This is a genomic window from Sphingobium scionense, from assembly GCF_014197035.1.
Lineage (GTDB): Bacteria > Pseudomonadota > Alphaproteobacteria > Sphingomonadales > Sphingomonadaceae > Sphingobium > Sphingobium scionense.
On record NZ_JACIEU010000001.1, the window covers coordinates 375518 to 391905 of the forward strand.

The 16388-nt window shown below is 64.4% G+C and carries 17 protein-coding genes; 10 read left to right on the forward strand and 7 right to left on the reverse strand.

The genetic code is table 11. The features are described from left to right. Nucleotides 1–23: 23 nt before the first annotated feature. The 4 genes from GGQ90_RS01575 to GGQ90_RS01590 all read left to right on the forward strand — a co-directional run bounded on the left by GGQ90_RS01575 (nucleotide 24) and on the right by GGQ90_RS01590 (nucleotide 2941). Nucleotides 24–245, forward strand: a complete 222-nt coding sequence (locus GGQ90_RS01575; protein ID WP_004208594.1) for a hypothetical protein — start codon at nucleotides 24–26, stop codon at nucleotides 243–245. After that, nucleotides 242–1144: an EamA family transporter RarD gene (gene rarD, locus GGQ90_RS01580; protein ID WP_188080498.1), complete on the forward strand. Its 903-nt coding sequence runs from the start codon at nucleotides 242–244 to the stop codon at nucleotides 1142–1144. Before GGQ90_RS01575 ends, rarD begins: the two co-directional genes overlap by 4 nt. A gap of 789 nt (nucleotides 1145–1933) precedes the next feature. After that, the gene (locus tag GGQ90_RS29230; protein ID WP_010339627.1) at nucleotides 1934–2161 is read left to right on the forward strand and encodes an excalibur calcium-binding domain-containing protein; all 228 of its coding nucleotides are present in this window, start codon (nucleotides 1934–1936) and stop codon (nucleotides 2159–2161) included. Between the two features lie 171 nt (nucleotides 2162–2332). Beyond that, nucleotides 2333–2941 (forward strand): outer membrane protein, encoded by a 609-nt coding sequence (locus GGQ90_RS01590; RefSeq protein ID WP_010339626.1) that lies wholly within the window; start codon nucleotides 2333–2335, stop codon nucleotides 2939–2941. Nucleotides 2942–3127: 186 nt separating this feature from the next. On the opposite strand, the gene GGQ90_RS01595 is transcribed toward GGQ90_RS01590, so the two are convergent. Then, complete coding sequence (locus tag GGQ90_RS01595) at nucleotides 3128–4459, reverse strand: dihydroorotase (protein ID WP_188080499.1); 1332 nt, start codon at nucleotides 4457–4459, stop codon at nucleotides 3128–3130. A 69-nt stretch (nucleotides 4460–4528) separates the two neighbouring features. Here GGQ90_RS01595 and ygfZ point away from each other — a divergent pair, with 69 nt between their 5' ends. Together ygfZ and GGQ90_RS01605 are read left to right on the forward strand one after the other, a co-directional pair. After that, nucleotides 4529–5266, forward strand: coding sequence for a CAF17-like 4Fe-4S cluster assembly/insertion protein YgfZ (ygfZ, locus tag GGQ90_RS01600; RefSeq protein WP_188080500.1), 738 nt, complete (start codon nucleotides 4529–4531; stop codon nucleotides 5264–5266). Then, on the forward strand, nucleotides 5263–6015 hold the full coding sequence (locus GGQ90_RS01605; protein ID WP_188080501.1) for a glutaminyl-peptide cyclotransferase: 753 nt from the start codon (nucleotides 5263–5265) through the stop codon (nucleotides 6013–6015). The genes ygfZ and GGQ90_RS01605 overlap by 4 nt, the downstream gene beginning before the upstream one ends. A gap of 59 nt (nucleotides 6016–6074) precedes the next feature. On the opposite strand, the gene dnaJ is transcribed toward GGQ90_RS01605, so the two are convergent. Together dnaJ and dnaK are read right to left on the reverse strand one after the other, a co-directional pair. Then, a complete protein-coding gene (gene dnaJ / locus GGQ90_RS01610; RefSeq protein ID WP_188080570.1) occupies nucleotides 6075–7214 on the reverse strand; it encodes a molecular chaperone DnaJ in 1140 nt (379 codons plus the stop codon). Nucleotides 7215–7317: 103 nt separating this feature from the next. Further along, a complete protein-coding gene (gene dnaK, locus GGQ90_RS01615; protein ID WP_188080502.1) occupies nucleotides 7318–9216 on the reverse strand; it encodes a molecular chaperone DnaK in 1899 nt (632 codons plus the stop codon). A gap of 177 nt (nucleotides 9217–9393) precedes the next feature. Between dnaK and GGQ90_RS01620 the strand changes: the two genes are divergently transcribed. Both GGQ90_RS01620 and GGQ90_RS01625 read left to right on the forward strand, forming a co-directional pair. After that, complete coding sequence (locus tag GGQ90_RS01620) at nucleotides 9394–9879, forward strand: copper chaperone PCu(A)C (protein WP_188080503.1); 486 nt, start codon at nucleotides 9394–9396, stop codon at nucleotides 9877–9879. Further along, on the forward strand, nucleotides 9876–10340 hold the full coding sequence (locus tag GGQ90_RS01625) for a vgr related protein (RefSeq protein ID WP_188080504.1): 465 nt from the start codon (nucleotides 9876–9878) through the stop codon (nucleotides 10338–10340). Before GGQ90_RS01620 ends, GGQ90_RS01625 begins: the two co-directional genes overlap by 4 nt. Before the next feature lie 8 nt (nucleotides 10341–10348). On the opposite strand, the gene GGQ90_RS01630 is transcribed toward GGQ90_RS01625, so the two are convergent. The 4 genes from GGQ90_RS01630 to sdhC form a co-directional block, all read right to left on the reverse strand. Further along, complete coding sequence (locus GGQ90_RS01630; RefSeq protein WP_188080505.1) at nucleotides 10349–10975, reverse strand: hypothetical protein; 627 nt, start codon at nucleotides 10973–10975, stop codon at nucleotides 10349–10351. Nucleotides 10976–11099: 124 nt separating this feature from the next. Beyond that, on the reverse strand, nucleotides 11100–12914 hold the full coding sequence (sdhA, locus tag GGQ90_RS01635) for a succinate dehydrogenase flavoprotein subunit (RefSeq protein ID WP_188080506.1): 1815 nt from the start codon (nucleotides 12912–12914) through the stop codon (nucleotides 11100–11102). Then, nucleotides 12914–13303 (reverse strand): succinate dehydrogenase, hydrophobic membrane anchor protein, encoded by a 390-nt coding sequence (sdhD, locus tag GGQ90_RS01640; RefSeq protein ID WP_188080507.1) that lies wholly within the window; start codon nucleotides 13301–13303, stop codon nucleotides 12914–12916. Before sdhD ends, sdhA begins: the two co-directional genes overlap by 1 nt. Next, nucleotides 13303–13698, reverse strand: a complete 396-nt coding sequence (sdhC, locus tag GGQ90_RS01645) for a succinate dehydrogenase, cytochrome b556 subunit (RefSeq protein WP_188080508.1) — start codon at nucleotides 13696–13698, stop codon at nucleotides 13303–13305. Before sdhC ends, sdhD begins: the two co-directional genes overlap by 1 nt. A gap of 171 nt (nucleotides 13699–13869) precedes the next feature. On the opposite strand from sdhC, the gene GGQ90_RS01650 reads away from it, so the two are divergent. Together GGQ90_RS01650 and GGQ90_RS01655 are read left to right on the forward strand one after the other, a co-directional pair. Then, nucleotides 13870–15201 carry a methyl-accepting chemotaxis protein gene (locus GGQ90_RS01650; RefSeq protein WP_188080509.1) on the forward strand — a complete coding sequence of 444 codons (1332 nt, stop codon included), beginning with the start codon at nucleotides 13870–13872 and terminating at the stop codon, nucleotides 15199–15201. A gap of 173 nt (nucleotides 15202–15374) precedes the next feature. After that, entirely contained in the window at nucleotides 15375–16373 is a 999-nt protein-coding gene (locus GGQ90_RS01655; RefSeq protein ID WP_188080510.1) for a 50S ribosomal protein L11 methyltransferase, read from the forward strand. Nucleotides 16374–16388 lie beyond the last annotated feature (15 nt).

Sequence of the window (16388 nt, forward strand, 5' to 3'; positions counted from 1 at the left end):
GCAAAGCCGCCATCAGTCGGACTATGCTCAACCTTCTGTCAGCCCTGATCGGTCTTGTCACCCTTGTCCTGATGATCCCGGCGGTGTTTCCGCTGCTCGGCGCGCTCAACTGGCTGCTGGTGCCGATGGCGCTGTTCGGCGCCTTCATCGGCCTGATGTCGTCGAAGAAGGGCGGGCAGAATTTCTGCCTGATCGTCGCCGCCTTCGGCGCGCTGCGCCTATTCCTGGGCGGCGGCATCCTGTGACCATAGCGGAAAGCGAAGCCCGCAAGGGCGTCATCGCCGCGATCGGCACCTACAGCATCTGGGGGATGCTGCCGCTCTTCTTCCGCCTGCTGCATCATGTCGACCCGATCGAGATCGTGACCCAGCGGGTGATCTGGTCGGTCATCCTGATCCTGGTGCTGCTGGCCGCGCGCAAGGGGCTGGCCGCCTTCGTCGCGGCATTGCGCACGCCCCGGCTGGTCCTGCCGCTGGCGGCATCGGCGGTGATGATCGCGATCAACTGGCTGGTCTATGTCTGGGCGGTCAATGACGGCCATGTCATCGCCTGCAGCCTGGGCTATTTCCTCAACCCGCTGGTCAGCGTCGGCCTGGGCGTGGTCATACTCAAGGAAAGGCTGCGGCGCGGACAGATGCTGGCGATCGCGATCGCCGCGATCGGCGTCGCCATCCTTGCTGCGGCCGCGCTCACCACCTTGTGGATCAGCCTGGCGCTGGCGATCAGCTTCGCCCTCTATGGCCTGATCCGCAAGCTCACCCCGGTTGCGCCGATGACCGGCCTGGGGGTCGAAACGCTGCTGCTGGTCGCGCCGGCGATCGGCTACCTGATCTGGCTGGCTGGCCATGGCGGCATCAGCTTTGGCCAGGACGTGTCGACCACCGGCCTGCTGATCCTGGCCGGCGGCGTCACCACCGTGCCGCTGGTGCTGTTCGCCACCGCCGCCCAGCGCCTGCCGCTGGCGACGCTGGGGCTGCTGCAATATCTGGCGCCGACGCTGCAATTTCTGTGCGGCGTGGTGCTGCTGGGCGAGACGCTGAGCCAGGGGCAGATGCTGAGCTTCGGCCTGATCTGGCTGGGCCTCATCCTCTTCGCCAGCGACAGCTATGCCGCCGCCCGCCGCAACCGGCTGGCGACGGCCTGACCCCGGTCTGGACAGACCTGTTCTGCACGGCGCCGGAGGCGGATGGGCGTGCATGGTGGGCGAAAAGGCCCAAACAGCGGGATTACTTGGTCGCGAGAGGCGAAACTTGACCGATCAGGCGGCAATAACGGTTGCCCGATGACGTTTCACCCCGATCATAACAACATCTTTTCAACGCCTTAGCTGCAAGCGCGTGGAAGTTTACGCATGTGCGCCATGAGGGACATTGGGCCGATCGAAAAAACGGCCGAAATAGAATGGGTTGACGATAGAAAGGAGCCGACCGGAAGTTTATACCGGGCGCATGGCTGTAGGACAGGACTTTTATCGGGGCGGCCGGAATGGGTGGGAAGCGGACTGGCGGGTTTTGGAAGAGAATGTTTGATACTGGACATAATCGTTGGCACGCCGCCTCGCGCTTGTCCCATGGCTATCCATATCACTGATGCAATCTCGAACAGGCCCGCTGGCAGGCCTCCCACTTCAAAGCCGGAAACCCTCTGACCGCCGCGCGGCAGCGCGGCTCCCATCAAAGCGAGTCGCGCCAATGGGGCACCGGATCGGCACCGCCCTCGAATGCAAACCGATCCTTTACTCTCGATCGGCAGTATGCCCCACATGCGTAACAATTTCGCCTTGAAGTCGTTTGCGGTCGCCGGGCTGGTCGGCGTCGCCGTGGGCGGTGGTAGCAGATACATGTCCTCCTCAACGACGGTCCCCGAAGCCAGCGCCGCCGACGAAGTCACATCAGAGTGGCGACCGACCCGCGACACGATCCGGGATCGCCCGATGTCGGCGGACGAACTGGACGCCCAGCAGCCTTCAGGTTCTAGCGCCACTCCTCAGCGCAGCCCACGCGCCCAAACTCCAACGGGGTCGGGAACATGGTCGTATCGGAATTGCGCCGACGCCCGTGCAGCCGGCGCTGCGCCAATCCACCGGGGGCAGCCGGGCTATGGGGCACATATGGATGGCGACGGGGATGGCATCGCATGTGAGCCATATCGGGGACGATAAACCCAATCATCGTCAATCCATCCCGACAAATTGCAACGCGACATAATTGTCACAATCCATCCTCGAAACGGTTTGGAAACGAAACCAAGGTTGCCCTAACGGCTTCACCCCCTATTGGAGCCAGCAAGGGTCGCACGATAACTTTGTGCATCAATATCAGGGGTTTGTAATTTGAAGAACGTTCTTTTCGCGGCGGCCGCTCTGGCTGCTGTGTCGGCTCCCGCATACGCGCAGGAAGCCTCGAATTTCGGCGGTTTTAAGGTCGGTGCGACCGTTGGCTATGACAGTGTCAATCTGTCCTACGACGATCTCGACGATAGCAAGGGCGGCTTCCTCTATGGCCTGACCGCTGGCTATGACTATGACATCGGCACTCTGGTAATCGGCGTTGAAGGTGAAGTCAGCGACTCCACCGTCAAGGAAACCGCAACCGACGTTCTTGTCGATGGCGATCGCTGGAAGCTGTCGGCTGGCCGCGACCTCTATGTCGGCGCGCGCCTTGGTTTCCCGGTGTCGCAGAACCTGATGCTGTATGCCAAGGGCGGCTACACCAACGCCCGCGCGAAGCTCTCGGTCAGCTATGATGGCGACAGCGCCAGCGAAGGCGACAACCTTGACGGTTACCGCGTCGGCGGCGGCATCGAATTCGCGAACGCAGGAAACTTTGCCCGTCTCGAATATCGCTACAGCGACTATGGCAATTACAGCTATGACGGTTTCAACACCGGCATCGCCGCGTCGCGCCATCAGATCGCGGTAACGGGCGGTTTCCGCTTCTAATCTGATCTTGCTCGGCGAACGCGGCTGAGCGACCGGCCCGGAATTCTTTTCGGTACGACTTGCGGCCCTGATCGTCTTCGGATGGTCAGGGCCATTTTCATGTTTGGGATGGGTGGTTTCCCGCCATTCCCCTCCCGTTTACGGGAGGGGGGCTGGAGGCCGTCCCTCGCGACGGCCTGATCCCGATCAGTTGAATTCGGTCGCCTCGAACCGGACCGGTTCGCCGACCGCCTGATTGGCCAGGCTGTCTTCCCACATCACGCGGTTGCCGCGGATGATGGTGCCGATCGCCTTGCCGGTGAGGTCCATGCCGTCGAACGGCGACCAGTCGCAGCGCGAGGCGAGCCAGTCCTTGCCGACGGTCCATTTCTTCTTGAGGTCGACCACGGTGAAGTCGGCGTCATAGCCGAGCGCGATGCGCCCCTTGCAGGTGAGGCCGAATACGCGCTGCGGCCCCGACGAGGTCAGTTCGATGAAGCGGCGCAGCGTCAGCCGCCCTTCGGCGACATGGTTGAGCAGCAGCGGCACCAGGGTCTGCACGCCCGGCATGCCGCTGGGCGAGGCGGGATAGGTCTTGGCCTTTTCCTCGATCGTGTGCGGCGCATGGTCGCTGCCCAGCACGTCGGGCACGCCCTGGTTGAGCCAGAACCACAGGCCGTCGCGATGGGCCGCGCTGCGGATCGGCGGGTTCATCTGGGCATAGGTGCCCAGGCGTGGATAGGCGTCCTCCCCCGCCAGCGTCAGATGCTGCGGCGTGACTTCGCAGGTCGCGACATCCTTGTTCTGGCCGATATATTCCAGCTCCGCCGGGGTGGTGACGTGCAGGATGTGGATGCGGCGGCGCGCCTTGCGGGCGAGCGCGATGATCCGCTTCGTCGCGATCATCGCGCTTTCATCGTCGCGCCAGACGGGATGCGACGAGGGATCGCCCTCGACCCGATAATCCTTGCGCGCGTTCATCCGCGTCTCGTCCTCGGCATGGATGGCGACGCGGCGGGTGCCCGACGCCAGCACGCAGGCCAGCGCCGCGTCATCATCCACCAACAGGCTGCCGGTCGATGCGCCCATGAAGATCTTGACGCCCGAGGTGCCGGGAATGCGCTCCAGTTCCTTCAGCTGCTCGGCATTTTCCGCCGTCGCGCCGACATAGAAGGCATGGTCGCACCACATGCGGTGATGGGCGCGCTTCAGCTTGTCATGCACCCGCTCGGCGGTGTCGGTATTGGGATTGGTGTTGGGCATTTCGAACACGGCGGTGACGCCGCCCAGCACCGCGGCGCGGCTGCCCGATTCCAGATCCTCCTTATATTCCAGTCCCGGTTCGCGGAAATGCACCTGGCTGTCGATGCAGCCCGGCAGCACGTCCAGGCCGGTGCAGTCGATCACTTCGCCCGCATCGCCCAGGCCGGTGCCGATGGCGACGATCTTGCCGCCGCGCACGCCCACATCCACCTGCTCCGCGCCGCCCGGCGTATGGACGGTGCCGTTCTTGAGGATCATGTCGAAGGTCTGGGTCATGGCGATATTCCTGTCTGCTGTTCGCGCGAACCGCTTGGCGAAGTCGTGCCGCCGTCCTACCTAAAGCCGATGACCGATACCACCCTTACCGACCGCGCGGTCCTGCGCATTTCCGGCGAAGAGGCACGTCCCTTCCTGCAGGGGCTGCTGACCCGCGACGTGCTGACGCTGAAAGACGGCGAAGCGCGCTGGACCGCGCTGCTGACGCCACAGGGCAAGGCGCTGTTCGACTTCATCCTGTGGGGCGACGACGGCGATATATTGATCGACTGCGAGACGGCGCAGGCCGATGCGCTGGCGAAGCGGCTGACCATTTACCGGCTGCGGCGCAAGGTGGTGATCGCCCGCGACGATTCGCTGGCCGTGCATTGGGCGCTAGACGCGGCCGACAAGCCCTGCGACCCCCGCCTGCCAGAACTGGGCGCGCGCTGGCTGGCGCCGGCGACCGATGGCGACGCCTCCGCCGCGTTCCGCGCCCATCGGCTGTCGCTCGGCATCTTCGAGGGCGCGGCGGAACTGGGGCAGGACCAGACGCTGTGGCTCGAAACCAATGCCGAGGAACTGCACGGCGTCGATTATGACAAGGGCTGCTATGTCGGCCAGGAAAACACCGCCCGCATGCATTATCGCAACAAGGTGAACCGGCGGCTGGTAGCGGTGCCGCTGGAACAGGCCGACGAGAAGCGCCAGCGCGCCGCCCTGCCCGACCTCAACCTGTCGATCGAGCTGCAACGGGTGGAGGCGATCGATCCCGCCACCCTGCCCGCCTGGCTCGCCACCGCGATCGCCGCGCAGGCCGCCGAATGAGGCAATGGCTGCTGGCGCTTGCCTGCGCCTTCACCCTGACCATCCCGGCGCGGGCGGAAACGCCCTGGACACTGATCAAGGCCTATCCGCATGATCCGGCAGCCTTTACCGAGGGCCTCTTCTACCTCGACGGCGCGCTCTATGAGAGCACCGGCCTCGAAGGCCAGTCGGAAATTCGCAAGGTCGCGCTCAAGACCGGCAAGGTCGAGCAGCGCCGCGTGGTCGAGCAGCCCTATTTCGGCGAAGGCATCGTCAACTGGGGCGGCAAGCTCGTCAGCCTGACCTGGCGCCACCGCCAAGGCTTCGTCTGGAAACTGGACGATTTCTCGCCCCTCTCGACCTTCCGCTATGAAGGCGAAGGCTGGGGCCTGACCCAGGATGGCCGATCGATCATCATGAGCGACGGCAGCGCGCAACTGCGCTTCCTCGATCCCGAGACGCTGAGCGAACAGCGCCGCATCACCGTCACCTGGAACGGCCGCGCGGTCGATCGGCTGAACGAACTGGAATGGGTCAAGGGCGAGATCTGGGCCAATGTCTGGTACGACACGAAGATCGCCCGGATCGACCCGCGCAGCGGCGGCGTGATCGACTGGATCGATGTCGCTCCCCTGCGCAAGCAGGCCGGCGTCACCGACAGCGAAGCCGTCGCCAACGGCATCGCCTATGACGCGAAGACCGACCGCGTCTTCATCACCGGCAAGAACTGGCCCAAGCTGTTCGAGATCAGGGTCGGGAATCAAAAATAGCGGCCCCTGGGCAGGGGCCGCTATCGCATCGTCATGACAAGAACCAATTGTAGGGAGGATCAGTCCCCCCACAATTCCTTGAGTTTACCGAAGAAGCCGCTCGATTGCGGGCATTCCTCGCCCGTTTCGGTCTCGCGGAAGGCCTCCAGCAGTTCGCGCTGCTTGGCCGTCAGCCTGGTCGGCGTTTCGACATCGACCTGGACAACCATGTCTCCCTGGCCACGGCCGTTCAGCACCGGCATGCCAGCGCCGCGTTGGCGGATCTGCTTGCCCGACTGGATACCGTTCGGGATCTTGATCTCGTGCCGCTGGCCATCAAGGCCCGGCACTTCGATCACTCCGCCCAGCGCCGCCGTCGTGATGCTGACCGGCACGCGACAGAATAGCGTCGTGCCGTCCCGTTCGAAGATGCTGTGCCGCTTCACATGCAGGAAGATATAGAGATCGCCCGCAGGCGCGCCACGCGCGCCAGCCTCGCCCTCGCCCGACAGGCGAATGCGGGTGCCTTCGTCGACGCCCGCCGGAATATTGACCGACAGCGTCTTGGGCCGATCGACCCGGCCTTCGCCGCGACAGGATTTACAGGGGCTTTCGATCACCTGGCCTGCGCCATGGCAGCTGGGGCAGGTGCGCTCGACCACGAAGAAGCCCTGCTGCGCCCGGACCTGGCCATGACCCTGGCAGGTGCCGCAAGTCTTGACCCCGGTGCCCGGCTGGGCGCCCGAGCCTTCGCAGCTGTCGCAGGCGGCGGAGACCTCGATCTGGATCTCGGTCTTCTTGCCGTGATAGGCTTCGTCCAGCGTGATTTCGAGATCATAGCGCAGGTCCGCGCCGCGGCGCTGCTGCTGGCGCCCGCCACCACCGCCGCCAAAGCCGGCCTGGCCAAAGATCGTCTCGAAAATATCACCAAGATCGGAGAAACCACCGGCACCGCCGTGGAATCCGCCACCGCCGCCGCCCTGTTGCTGCTGCTTGAACGCGGCATGACCGAACCGGTCATAGGCCGCCCGCTTCTGCGGATCCTTCAGGCAGTCATAGGCTTCGGAAACGGCCTTGAACTTGGCCTCGCTGTCGGTGCAGCCCCCGGTCTTGTCCGGGTGATATTTCATCGCCAGCTTGCGATAGGCGCTCTTGATCGCGGCCCCGTCGGCTGTGCGTTCTACTTCGAGCAGTTCGTAATAGTCGATTTCGGTCGTCATCTCGCCCTCGGCGCGCACGGTCCCCGGCCTCGCTCCGAACGGATGCACTGGTCAGAAACCAGCCTGTCCGCCCGAAGCGAAGTCGAGGAGCGTTTCATGGGGCTTACGCCTTGTTGTCGTCCACTTCGGAGAATTCGGCGTCGACGACGCCGTCATCGGCCTTCGGCGCTTCGGCCTCCGGCGAGGCTGCAGCAGCCTGCTCCTTCTCGTAGATCGCCTGGCCCAGCTTCATCGCGACGGTCGCGAGTTCCTGCGCCTTGGCCTTCATGGCTTCGGCGTCGCCGCCCTCGATCGCGCTCTTGGTTTCCGCGATCGCGGCTTCGATCTCGCCCTTCAGCGAGGCGTCGACCTTGTCGCCATGTTCGACCAGCTGCGCTTCGGTGGTGTGGACCAGGCTTTCGGCATTGTTCTTGGCTTCGGCCGCTTCACGGCGCTTCTTGTCGTCTTCGGCGAAGCGCTCGGCATCCTTGACCATCTGGTCGATGTCGGAGTCGCTGAGGCCGCCCGAGGCCTGGATGCGGATCTGCTGCTCCTTGCCGGTGCCCTTGTCCTTGGCCGACACGTTGACCAGGCCGTTGGCGTCGATGTCGAAGGTGACTTCGATCTGCGGCACGCCGCGCGGCGCCGGCGGGATGCCGACCAGGTCGAACTGGCCGAGGATCTTGTTGTCCGCCGCCATTTCACGCTCGCCCTGGAACACGCGGATGGTCACCGCCTGCTGATTGTCGTCGGCGGTCGAATAGACCTGCGACTTCTTGGCAGGGATGGTGGTGTTGCGGTCGATCATGCGGGTGAACACGCCACCCAGCGTCTCGATGCCCAGCGACAGCGGGGTCACGTCGAGCAGCAGCACGTCCTTGACATCGCCCTGCAGAACGCCGGCCTGAATGGCGGCGCCCATGGCGACGACTTCGTCCGGGTTCACGCCGGTGTGCGGTTCCTTGCCGAAGAATTCCTTCACGGCTTCGCGCACCTTGGGCATGCGGGTCATGCCGCCGACCAGGACGACTTCGCTGATCTCGCTGGCGGTGACGCCGGCGTCAGCCATCGCCTTCTTGCAAGGCTCCATCGTGCGCTTGATCAGGTCGGCGACCAGACGCTCCAGATCGGCGCGGGTGATCGTCTTGACGAGATGCTTGGGACCATTCTGGTCAGCGGTGATGAAGGGCAGGTTGACTTCGGTCGACTGGGCCGAGGACAGCTCGATCTTCGCCTTTTCGGCCGCTTCCTTCAGACGCTGAAGGGCCAGCTTGTCCTTGGTGAGGTCGATGCTCTCGGCCTTCTTGAAGTCTTCGGCGAGATACTGGACCAGCTTGGCGTCGAAATCTTCACCGCCCAGGAAAGTGTCGCCGTTGGTCGACTTCACTTCGAACACGCCGTCGCCGATCTCCAGGATCGAGATGTCGAAGGTGCCGCCGCCAAGATCATAGACGGCGATGGTCTTGCCGTCTTGCTTGTCGAGGCCATAAGCAAGCGCGGCCGCGGTCGGCTCGTTGATGATGCGCAGCACTTCCAGACCGGCGATCTGGCCGGCATCCTTGGTCGCCTGACGCTGGGCGTCGTTGAAGTAGGCGGGCACGGTGATGACCGCCTGCGTCACGGTTTCGCCCAGATAGCTCTCGGCGGTTTCCTTCATCTTCTGCAGGATGAAGGCGCTGATCTGCGACGGGCTATATTCCTCGCCACCGGCCTTGACCCAAGCGTCTCCGTTCGGCCCCTTGGCGATGTCATAGGGGACGAGTTCCATGTCCTTCTTGGTCATGGGATCGTCGAAGCGGCGGCCGATCAGGCGCTTCACCGCGAAAATCGTGTTGTCCGGATTGGTGACAGCCTGGCGCTTGGCCGGCTGGCCGATCAGGCGTTCGCCATCCTTGGCGAAGGCGACGATCGACGGCGTGGTGCGCGCACCTTCCGCATTTTCGATAACCTTGGGCTTGCCGCCATCCATCACAGCGATGCAGCTGTTGGTCGTGCCAAGATCGATACCGATAACTTTTGCCATTTGTGTCCTCTTTGAACCCCAAAATATATTCAGCGGTTGACGGCCCCATACCTCACGTAAGCGCCAAGGCAAGGCCGGTTTGCGCAAGGGATATAGGCGCGCTTTCGCTTGGCACAAGGATCGGGGACGATTAGTCAGCTATTGACCGGAAACGAGACAGTCACGGAGCCCAAGTCCATGCGTGCGCCCTTTGCCCTTATCACCCTTGCCGCGCCGCTGGCCCTCGCCGGCTGCGGCGACCCTGCGCCCAGCTATGTCGACCAGGCCTGGGTCCGGCTGTCACCCAACAAGGACACGCCGTCGGCCGGCTATTTCGTGGCCCATGGCGGCGATGCCGGGGTGCAGTTGCGCGGGGTGATGACCGACTATGCGCTCAAGGTCGAAATGCATGAGAGCGTCGGCAAGGACGGCATGGTGTCGATGCAGCCGATCGACAGCGTCGATGTGCCCGCCAAGGGCACGGTGGCCTTCGCGCCGGGCGGCAAGCATCTGATGATCTGGGGCATCAACGATACCGCGATCAGCCGCGGCAAGATGCAACTCACCTTCCTGATGTCGAACGGCGACCGGTTGCTGGTCGATGCGGTGATCCGCAAGCCCGACGGCAGCGCACCGGCGGCCCCTGCTGCGGGCAATGCGACGGAAGAGCATAAGGCGCATTGACCAGCCGTCCGCTGACACTTGAGGAGGCCGCGCTCGCCCGGACGATGTTCGGCGACGCGATCGCCTATGACCGGGTGCGCGTCCACAACCGGAAATGGTGGCCGTTCCAGCCGCGCGGCGTGACCATGGCCCCCGACGGCGACCTGTGGTTTCATCCCGAAGGCGGCCTCTTCTGCGACGATTTCTGCGCCAGCCCGCTCAGCCTGCAGGGCCTGTTCATCCATGAGATGACCCATGTGTGGCAGGCGCAGCGGTCGGGCAAATATTGGCTGCCGCTGATGCGCCACCCCTTCTGCCGCTATGATTATGCGATCGAGCCGGGCAAGCCGTTCGCCCGCTACGGCATCGAGCAGCAGGCCGAGATCGTCCGCCATGCCTTCATCCTGCGCCAGGGCGGCCGGGTGGAAGGCAAGCCGGGGATCGAGGTTTATGAGGCGCTGTTGCCTTTTGCCGTGACCTGACCGCCCCCTCACCCACCATGGCCGCTGCGACAGCCATCCGTGACGACGCTGCGGCTGAGCGAGGTGGTGGAGAAGATGTCGGCTTCGGGCAGGCTGTGGCTGTAGGTGAGGACCGCGCTGGTCAGCCGTTCGGTCTCGTCACCATTGGCATCATGGATCGTCGCTGCGATGATCGCGCCGTCGTCGAGCACATCATAGGTGCGCAGATTGCCGTCATCGGCGACCGCGATGCGCGAAACCGGGCCATAGAGGCCGCCGGTCTCCCGTCCCAGAAATTCCTTGGCGACCAGCTTGCGGTTGGCGTTGACGCCACAGGCAGCGGCCGCGAGTGACGGCGAAGTTGACACTTCACCAGTGCGCACGTCGAGATGCTGCGCCTCCCCGGTCGCGCAATTGGCGACGATGCGGTCGCGCGGGGTTTCGACCCGGTGACGGTCGCCCTGATGATATTCCGCCGCCCATTCCTTGAGCTGCACCTCCTCGCTGGGCGTCACCACATTCCAGGTGCAGACCGCATATGTCGCTTTCGTTGTCCGCGTCAGCGCCAGCACCGCGTCCACATCTTCGGGCGGGGCCGCAGCCGTCAGCAACAAGGGCAGCAGGATCAGTCCCTGACGTCCAACAGGTTTCCGCATCGCCGGCACCTCCTTGATCGATCGACACCCAAGCTAGAGCCTGATCGCGCGCTGGCAATGGGCAAAGAAAAAGGGCGGACCAGATGGCCCGCCCTCTTCAGATTTCCGGCATGATGCCAGAGGCTTAGTATACGCGTGCCTTCGGCTTGATATACTCGGCCTCGTCGGTCATCGTGTAGTCGTGGACCGGACGATAATCGAGCGTCACCTTGCCGTTCGAGCCACCCCAGCCTTCGAACCAGCTGATGGTGTGCTTCATCCAGTTTTCGTCGTCGCGGTTCGGGAAATCCTCATGCGCATGGGCGCCGCGCGATTCCTTGCGGGCCTCGGCGCCTTCCATCGTGCAGATGGCCTGGCTCATGAGATTGTCCAGTTCCAGCGTCTCGATCAGGTCGGTGTTCCAGATCAGCGAACGGTCGGCGATCTTGACGTCCTGAAGGCGCTTGTTGACCGCCTGCATCTTGACGACGCCATCGGCCAGCAATTCGCTGTCGCGGAACACGGCAGCATGCTTCTGCATGGTGCGCTGCATGTCCATGCGGATGTCTGCGGTCGAGGTGGTGCCGTTGGCGTTGCGGTAGTGATCGAGGCGCGACAGCGCCAGATCGGCCGCATTGGCCGGCAGCGGCTTGTGCGGGGTGTTGGGCTTGAGATTGTCCTTGAGGAACAGGCCGGTCGCGCGGCCGAACACGACAAGGTCGATCAGCGAGTTGGAGCCGAGGCGGTTCGCGCCATGGACCGACACGCAGGCCGCTTCGCCGACCGCGAACAGCCCCGGCACCACGACTTCGGGATCGTCGCCGACCTTCGTCACCACCTGGCCATGATAGTTACAGGGGATGCCGCCCATATTGTAATGGACCGTCGGGGTCACGGGCAGCGGCTGGCGGGTCAGGTCGACACCGGCAAAGATCTTGCCGCTTTCGGTGATGCCCGGCAGGCGCTCGGCCAGAACCTTGGGGTCGATATGGTCGAGGTGCAGGAAGATATGATCCTTGTGCTCGCCGACGCCACGGCCCTCGCGCATTTCCATCGCCATCGAGCGCGACACGACGTCACGCGACGCCAGATCCTTCGCCGACGGGGCATAGCGTTCCATGAAACGCTCGCCTTCGGAATTGGTGAGATAGCCGCCTTCGCCGCGCGCGCCTTCGGTGATCAGCACGCCCGCGCCATAGATCCCGGTCGGGTGGAACTGGACGAACTCCAGATCCTGCAGCGGCAGGCCGGCGCGCAGCACCATGCCGCCGCCGTCGCCGGTGCAGCTATGGGCCGAGGTGGCCGAGAAATAGGCGCGGCCATAGCCACCGGTCGCCAGCACGACGGCATGGCTGCGGAAGCGGTGGATGCTGCCATCTTCCATGCAGATGGCGATGACGCCGCGGCATTCCTTGCCGTTCGGGCCATCTTCCATGATCAGATCGATGGCGAAATATTCGATGTAGAAGTCGGCGTCATACTTCAGGCTCTGCTGATACAGAGCGTGCAGCATGGCGTGGCCGGTACGGTCGGCGGCGGCGCAGGTGCGCTGCACCGGCGGGCCGGCGCCCATATTCTGCATGTGGCCGCCGAACGGACGCTGATAGATGGTGCCGTCCTGGTTGCGGCTGAACGGCACGCCGGCATGTTCCAGCTCGATCACGGCCGCCGGCGCTTCGCGCACCATATATTCGATCGCGTCCTGGTCGCCCAGCCAGTCCGACCCCTTGACGGTGTCGTACATGTGCCAGGTCCAGTGGTCGGGGCTGTTGTTGCCGAGCGAGGCGGCAATGCCGCCCTGCGCCGCCACGGTGTGGCTGCGGGTCGGGAACAGCTTGGTGATGCAGGCGGTCTTGAGACCCGCTTCGGCGCTGCCCATGGTGGCGCGCAGGCCCGAGCCGCCGGCACCCACGACGACGGTGTCGTAGGTATGGTCGATGATCTTGTAGGCTTCGCTCATTACTTGACGACCCCGATGAAGGCGATCTTGGCGATCGCGAAGACGCCCGCGGCAGCGCCGGCATAGGCATAGAAGTTCAGCAGCAGCATCGAGAAGAAGGCCAGCCCCTTGTCGTGGACATAGTCCTCCAGCATGACCTGCATGCCCAGACGCAGATGCATGAAGATGCTGACGATCATCAGCATCAGCGGCACGGCGACCAGCGGATTGTGAATCCAGTTGACCACGCTCTCATAATCGAGGCCGGGCAGCGCGATCAGGCTGAACAGCAGCCACAGCACCAGCAGCAGATTGCCTACGGCGGTGTAGCGCTGGGCCAGCCAGTGATGCGCGCCATGCTTGGCCGAGCCAAGACCGCGGACGCGGCCGATTCCGGTTCCGGTACCCATCAGAATTTCCCCAGGCAGATCGCGGCCCAGAAGGCGGCGGTGGCGATCGTCGACAGCACGAAGGTCAGGATCGACCAGGTCTTGCTGGTCTTCAGCTCATAACCCGCGCCCATGTCGAGCACGAAATGGCGCAGACCCGAGAAGAGGTGCTGGAAGAAGAACCAGGACAGACCCGCCATGACCAGATAGCCGATCGGCGAGGTCGCGCAGGTGACGAAGGTGGCATAGGCTTCCGGGCCGGTCGCAGCGGCCATCAGCCACCAGATGAGGCCAAGAGCGCCTGCAGTGGCCAGGCCATTGCCCGTCACGCGGTGAATGATGGAGACGGCCATTGCCGGCCCCCATTTCCAGATCGTCAAATGCGGCGAGAGCGGCCGGCTGTTGGTTCGCGCCATGTCTACCCTGGTCCCTGCTATGTCCTTTGAGTCCGCTCCCCTTAGGAGCGAAGACGCCGGAGGGCAAGCCGCGCCGACCAAGTCGACGAGGCCGTCCAAATAAGAAGTGATTAACCAAATGGCGCTATCACCGCCTGGTTCGTCCTGACACCAATTGGGGTTCTGCAATCCATGACTTCCGCCACCACGCCCAGGAACGCCATCGCCCAGATGCTGGCCGAAGTGGACCCCCGCGGCGATCTGGCCCGCGGCATGGCCGAAATCGAGCAACTGGTCGGCGACGATGCGGTTGTCGCGGCCCGCACCTTCTTTTCCACCTATATGGACAGTTCGGGCCTCAAGAGCCGGCTGCAGCCCACGACGCTGGCGAAGATCGAGACCGCCGCACATGAATATGTGCGCCAGAAGCTGCGCCATTACAGCGCCGGCGACTGGGCGCTGTCCTCCACCGCCTGCGTCCGCCACGCCCGCAAGCACGGCATTTCCGTGCGCGGCGTGCTGCTGCCCGTTGCCGCCGCCAACGAAAAGCTGACCGACCTCATCTGGGAACGCGCGCCTGACGACGCCACCCGCCGCCGGCTGGTCGACATCATGGCGCAGGCCGGCATGGTCGATGCCGGCCTGATGGCCAATGTGATCGCGATCGACGATGCCGAAAGCCAGCGCAATGCCCGCCAGCAGTTCGGCGTCCTGTTCGAGCAGCGCATCATGGGCGAGATCGACGGCGCGTCGCAGCTGGGCGAATCGCTGCGCGAACAGGCCAAGGATGCCTCCGCCGCGACCCGCGGCATGCTGGGCAAGGCATCGGAAGTCGCCGCCGCCGCCGAACAATCCGCCCTTGCGATGCGCGAGGCCGCCCGCACCTCGGCCGGCCTGATCCGTGCGATCGAGGACGCCCGCACCGAAGTGGAAAGCGCCGCCGAAGTGGCGCAGCGCGCCGCGTCGCAATCTGGCGATGCCGTTTCCATGTCGGCCACCCTGTCGGACCATGCCAAGTCGATCGAATCGATCCTGGGCCTGATCCGCGACATTGCCGGCCAGACCAATCTGTTGGCGCTCAACGCCACGATCGAGGCGGCCCGTGCGGGTGACGCCGGTCGCGGCTTTGCCGTCGTCGCACAAGAGGTGAAGAGTCTGGCCAACCAGACCGCCCGCGCCACCGACGAGATTGCCGGTAAGATCGGCGCCATCCAGGCATCTACCCGCCAGTCGGTCGAGACCAACGAGCGCATCCGCGACACGGTGGGCGAAGTGCAGGCCAGTGCCCAGCGCATCCGCCACGCGATGGATGCCCAGGCACAGACGGTGACGATGATCACCGCCGCCGTCGATGAGACCGCCCTTGCCGCCGACTCGATGTCGACCACCATTTCCGCGATCCGCCAGGACACCGAAGTGGTCGCGTCGGAAATCGACCAACTGGAACGCGGCTTCATGAGTGTCGAGGGCAAGCTGTCCAGCCTGCGGCATGCCTCCAGCGACTTCGGTCGCCAGGTCGCCTGAGACTGGGCTGAGGCCGGGCTGCAAATAGCGTCTTTCTGCGCTTCCGGTGCTCACGTGCTTCAAGCACGTTCCGCGCCGGTTCTCGAAAGTCACTATTTTCGCTCCGGCCTGAGCCCAATCTGACAATTGCCAGATGCTTCCCCTCTTCCCTCTGCTGGTCTAAAGGCGGCGGCATGAATGATGTCGCTGCGCCAGCCGCCCAGAGCTGGAAAGTCACCCTGCCCTGCACCCGCGCCGAAGCGGAGGCGCTGGACGGGGACATCGCCGCCTTCGCCCTGATGGAGCATCCGCCGGTGCTGATGACCAGCGAGGCGGAGCCGGACGACGAGAATAAGTGGCAGCTCGACGCCTATTTCGAAGGCAAGCCAAGTCCGGCCGCGATCAAGCTGCTCAAGACCCTGGTGCCCAGCGCATCAGCTATCAAGCCGCAGGTGGAAGCGCTGCCCGACGAGGATTGGGTGACGATGAGCCAGCAGGGGCTGGAACCCGTCACCGCCGGCCGCTTCCATGTCCGCAATGTCGCCAGCGACCCCGAACAGCCCGGCCATGTCAATTTCCTGATCGAGGCGAGTCGCGCCTTTGGCACCGGCCAGCATGAGACCACCGCCGGCTGCCTGGCGATGATCGACCGGATGCGCAGCGTCGGCATGCGCTTCCGCAATGTCGCCGATATAGGCACCGGCACCGGCCTGCTCGCCTTTGCCGCGATGACATTATGGCCGCGCGCCTATGCGATTGCCTCCGACATCGATCCGGTGGCGGTCGACATCAGCCGGGAAAATGCCGTGGCGAACGGCATTGCCCTGGGCGCCGGGGCTGGCCAGTTGGCGCTTTGCACCGCCGCCGGCGTGGATCATCCCGCGCTGGTCGGGCGCGCACCCTATGATCTGCTGATCGCCAATATCCTGGCCGGGCCGCTGATCGAACTGGCGCCCTCGCTCTGCGCGCTGGTGGAGGATGGCGGCACGATCGTGCTCGCCGGCCTGCTCAACGAACAGGCCGATGCGGTGATCGCCGCCTATCGCGCGCAGGGCATGCGCCTCGCCGAGCGCAGCGATCGCGGTCATTGGCCGACCCTGCGCCTGCGCAAGCGCCCCCAGATCGGCTGGAAGCGGCCGCGCCGAATCAATGCCGCCGCGCGTGGCGAAGCCCCCGGCTTCGGCAGCATCTGACTTTTCGACTTATCC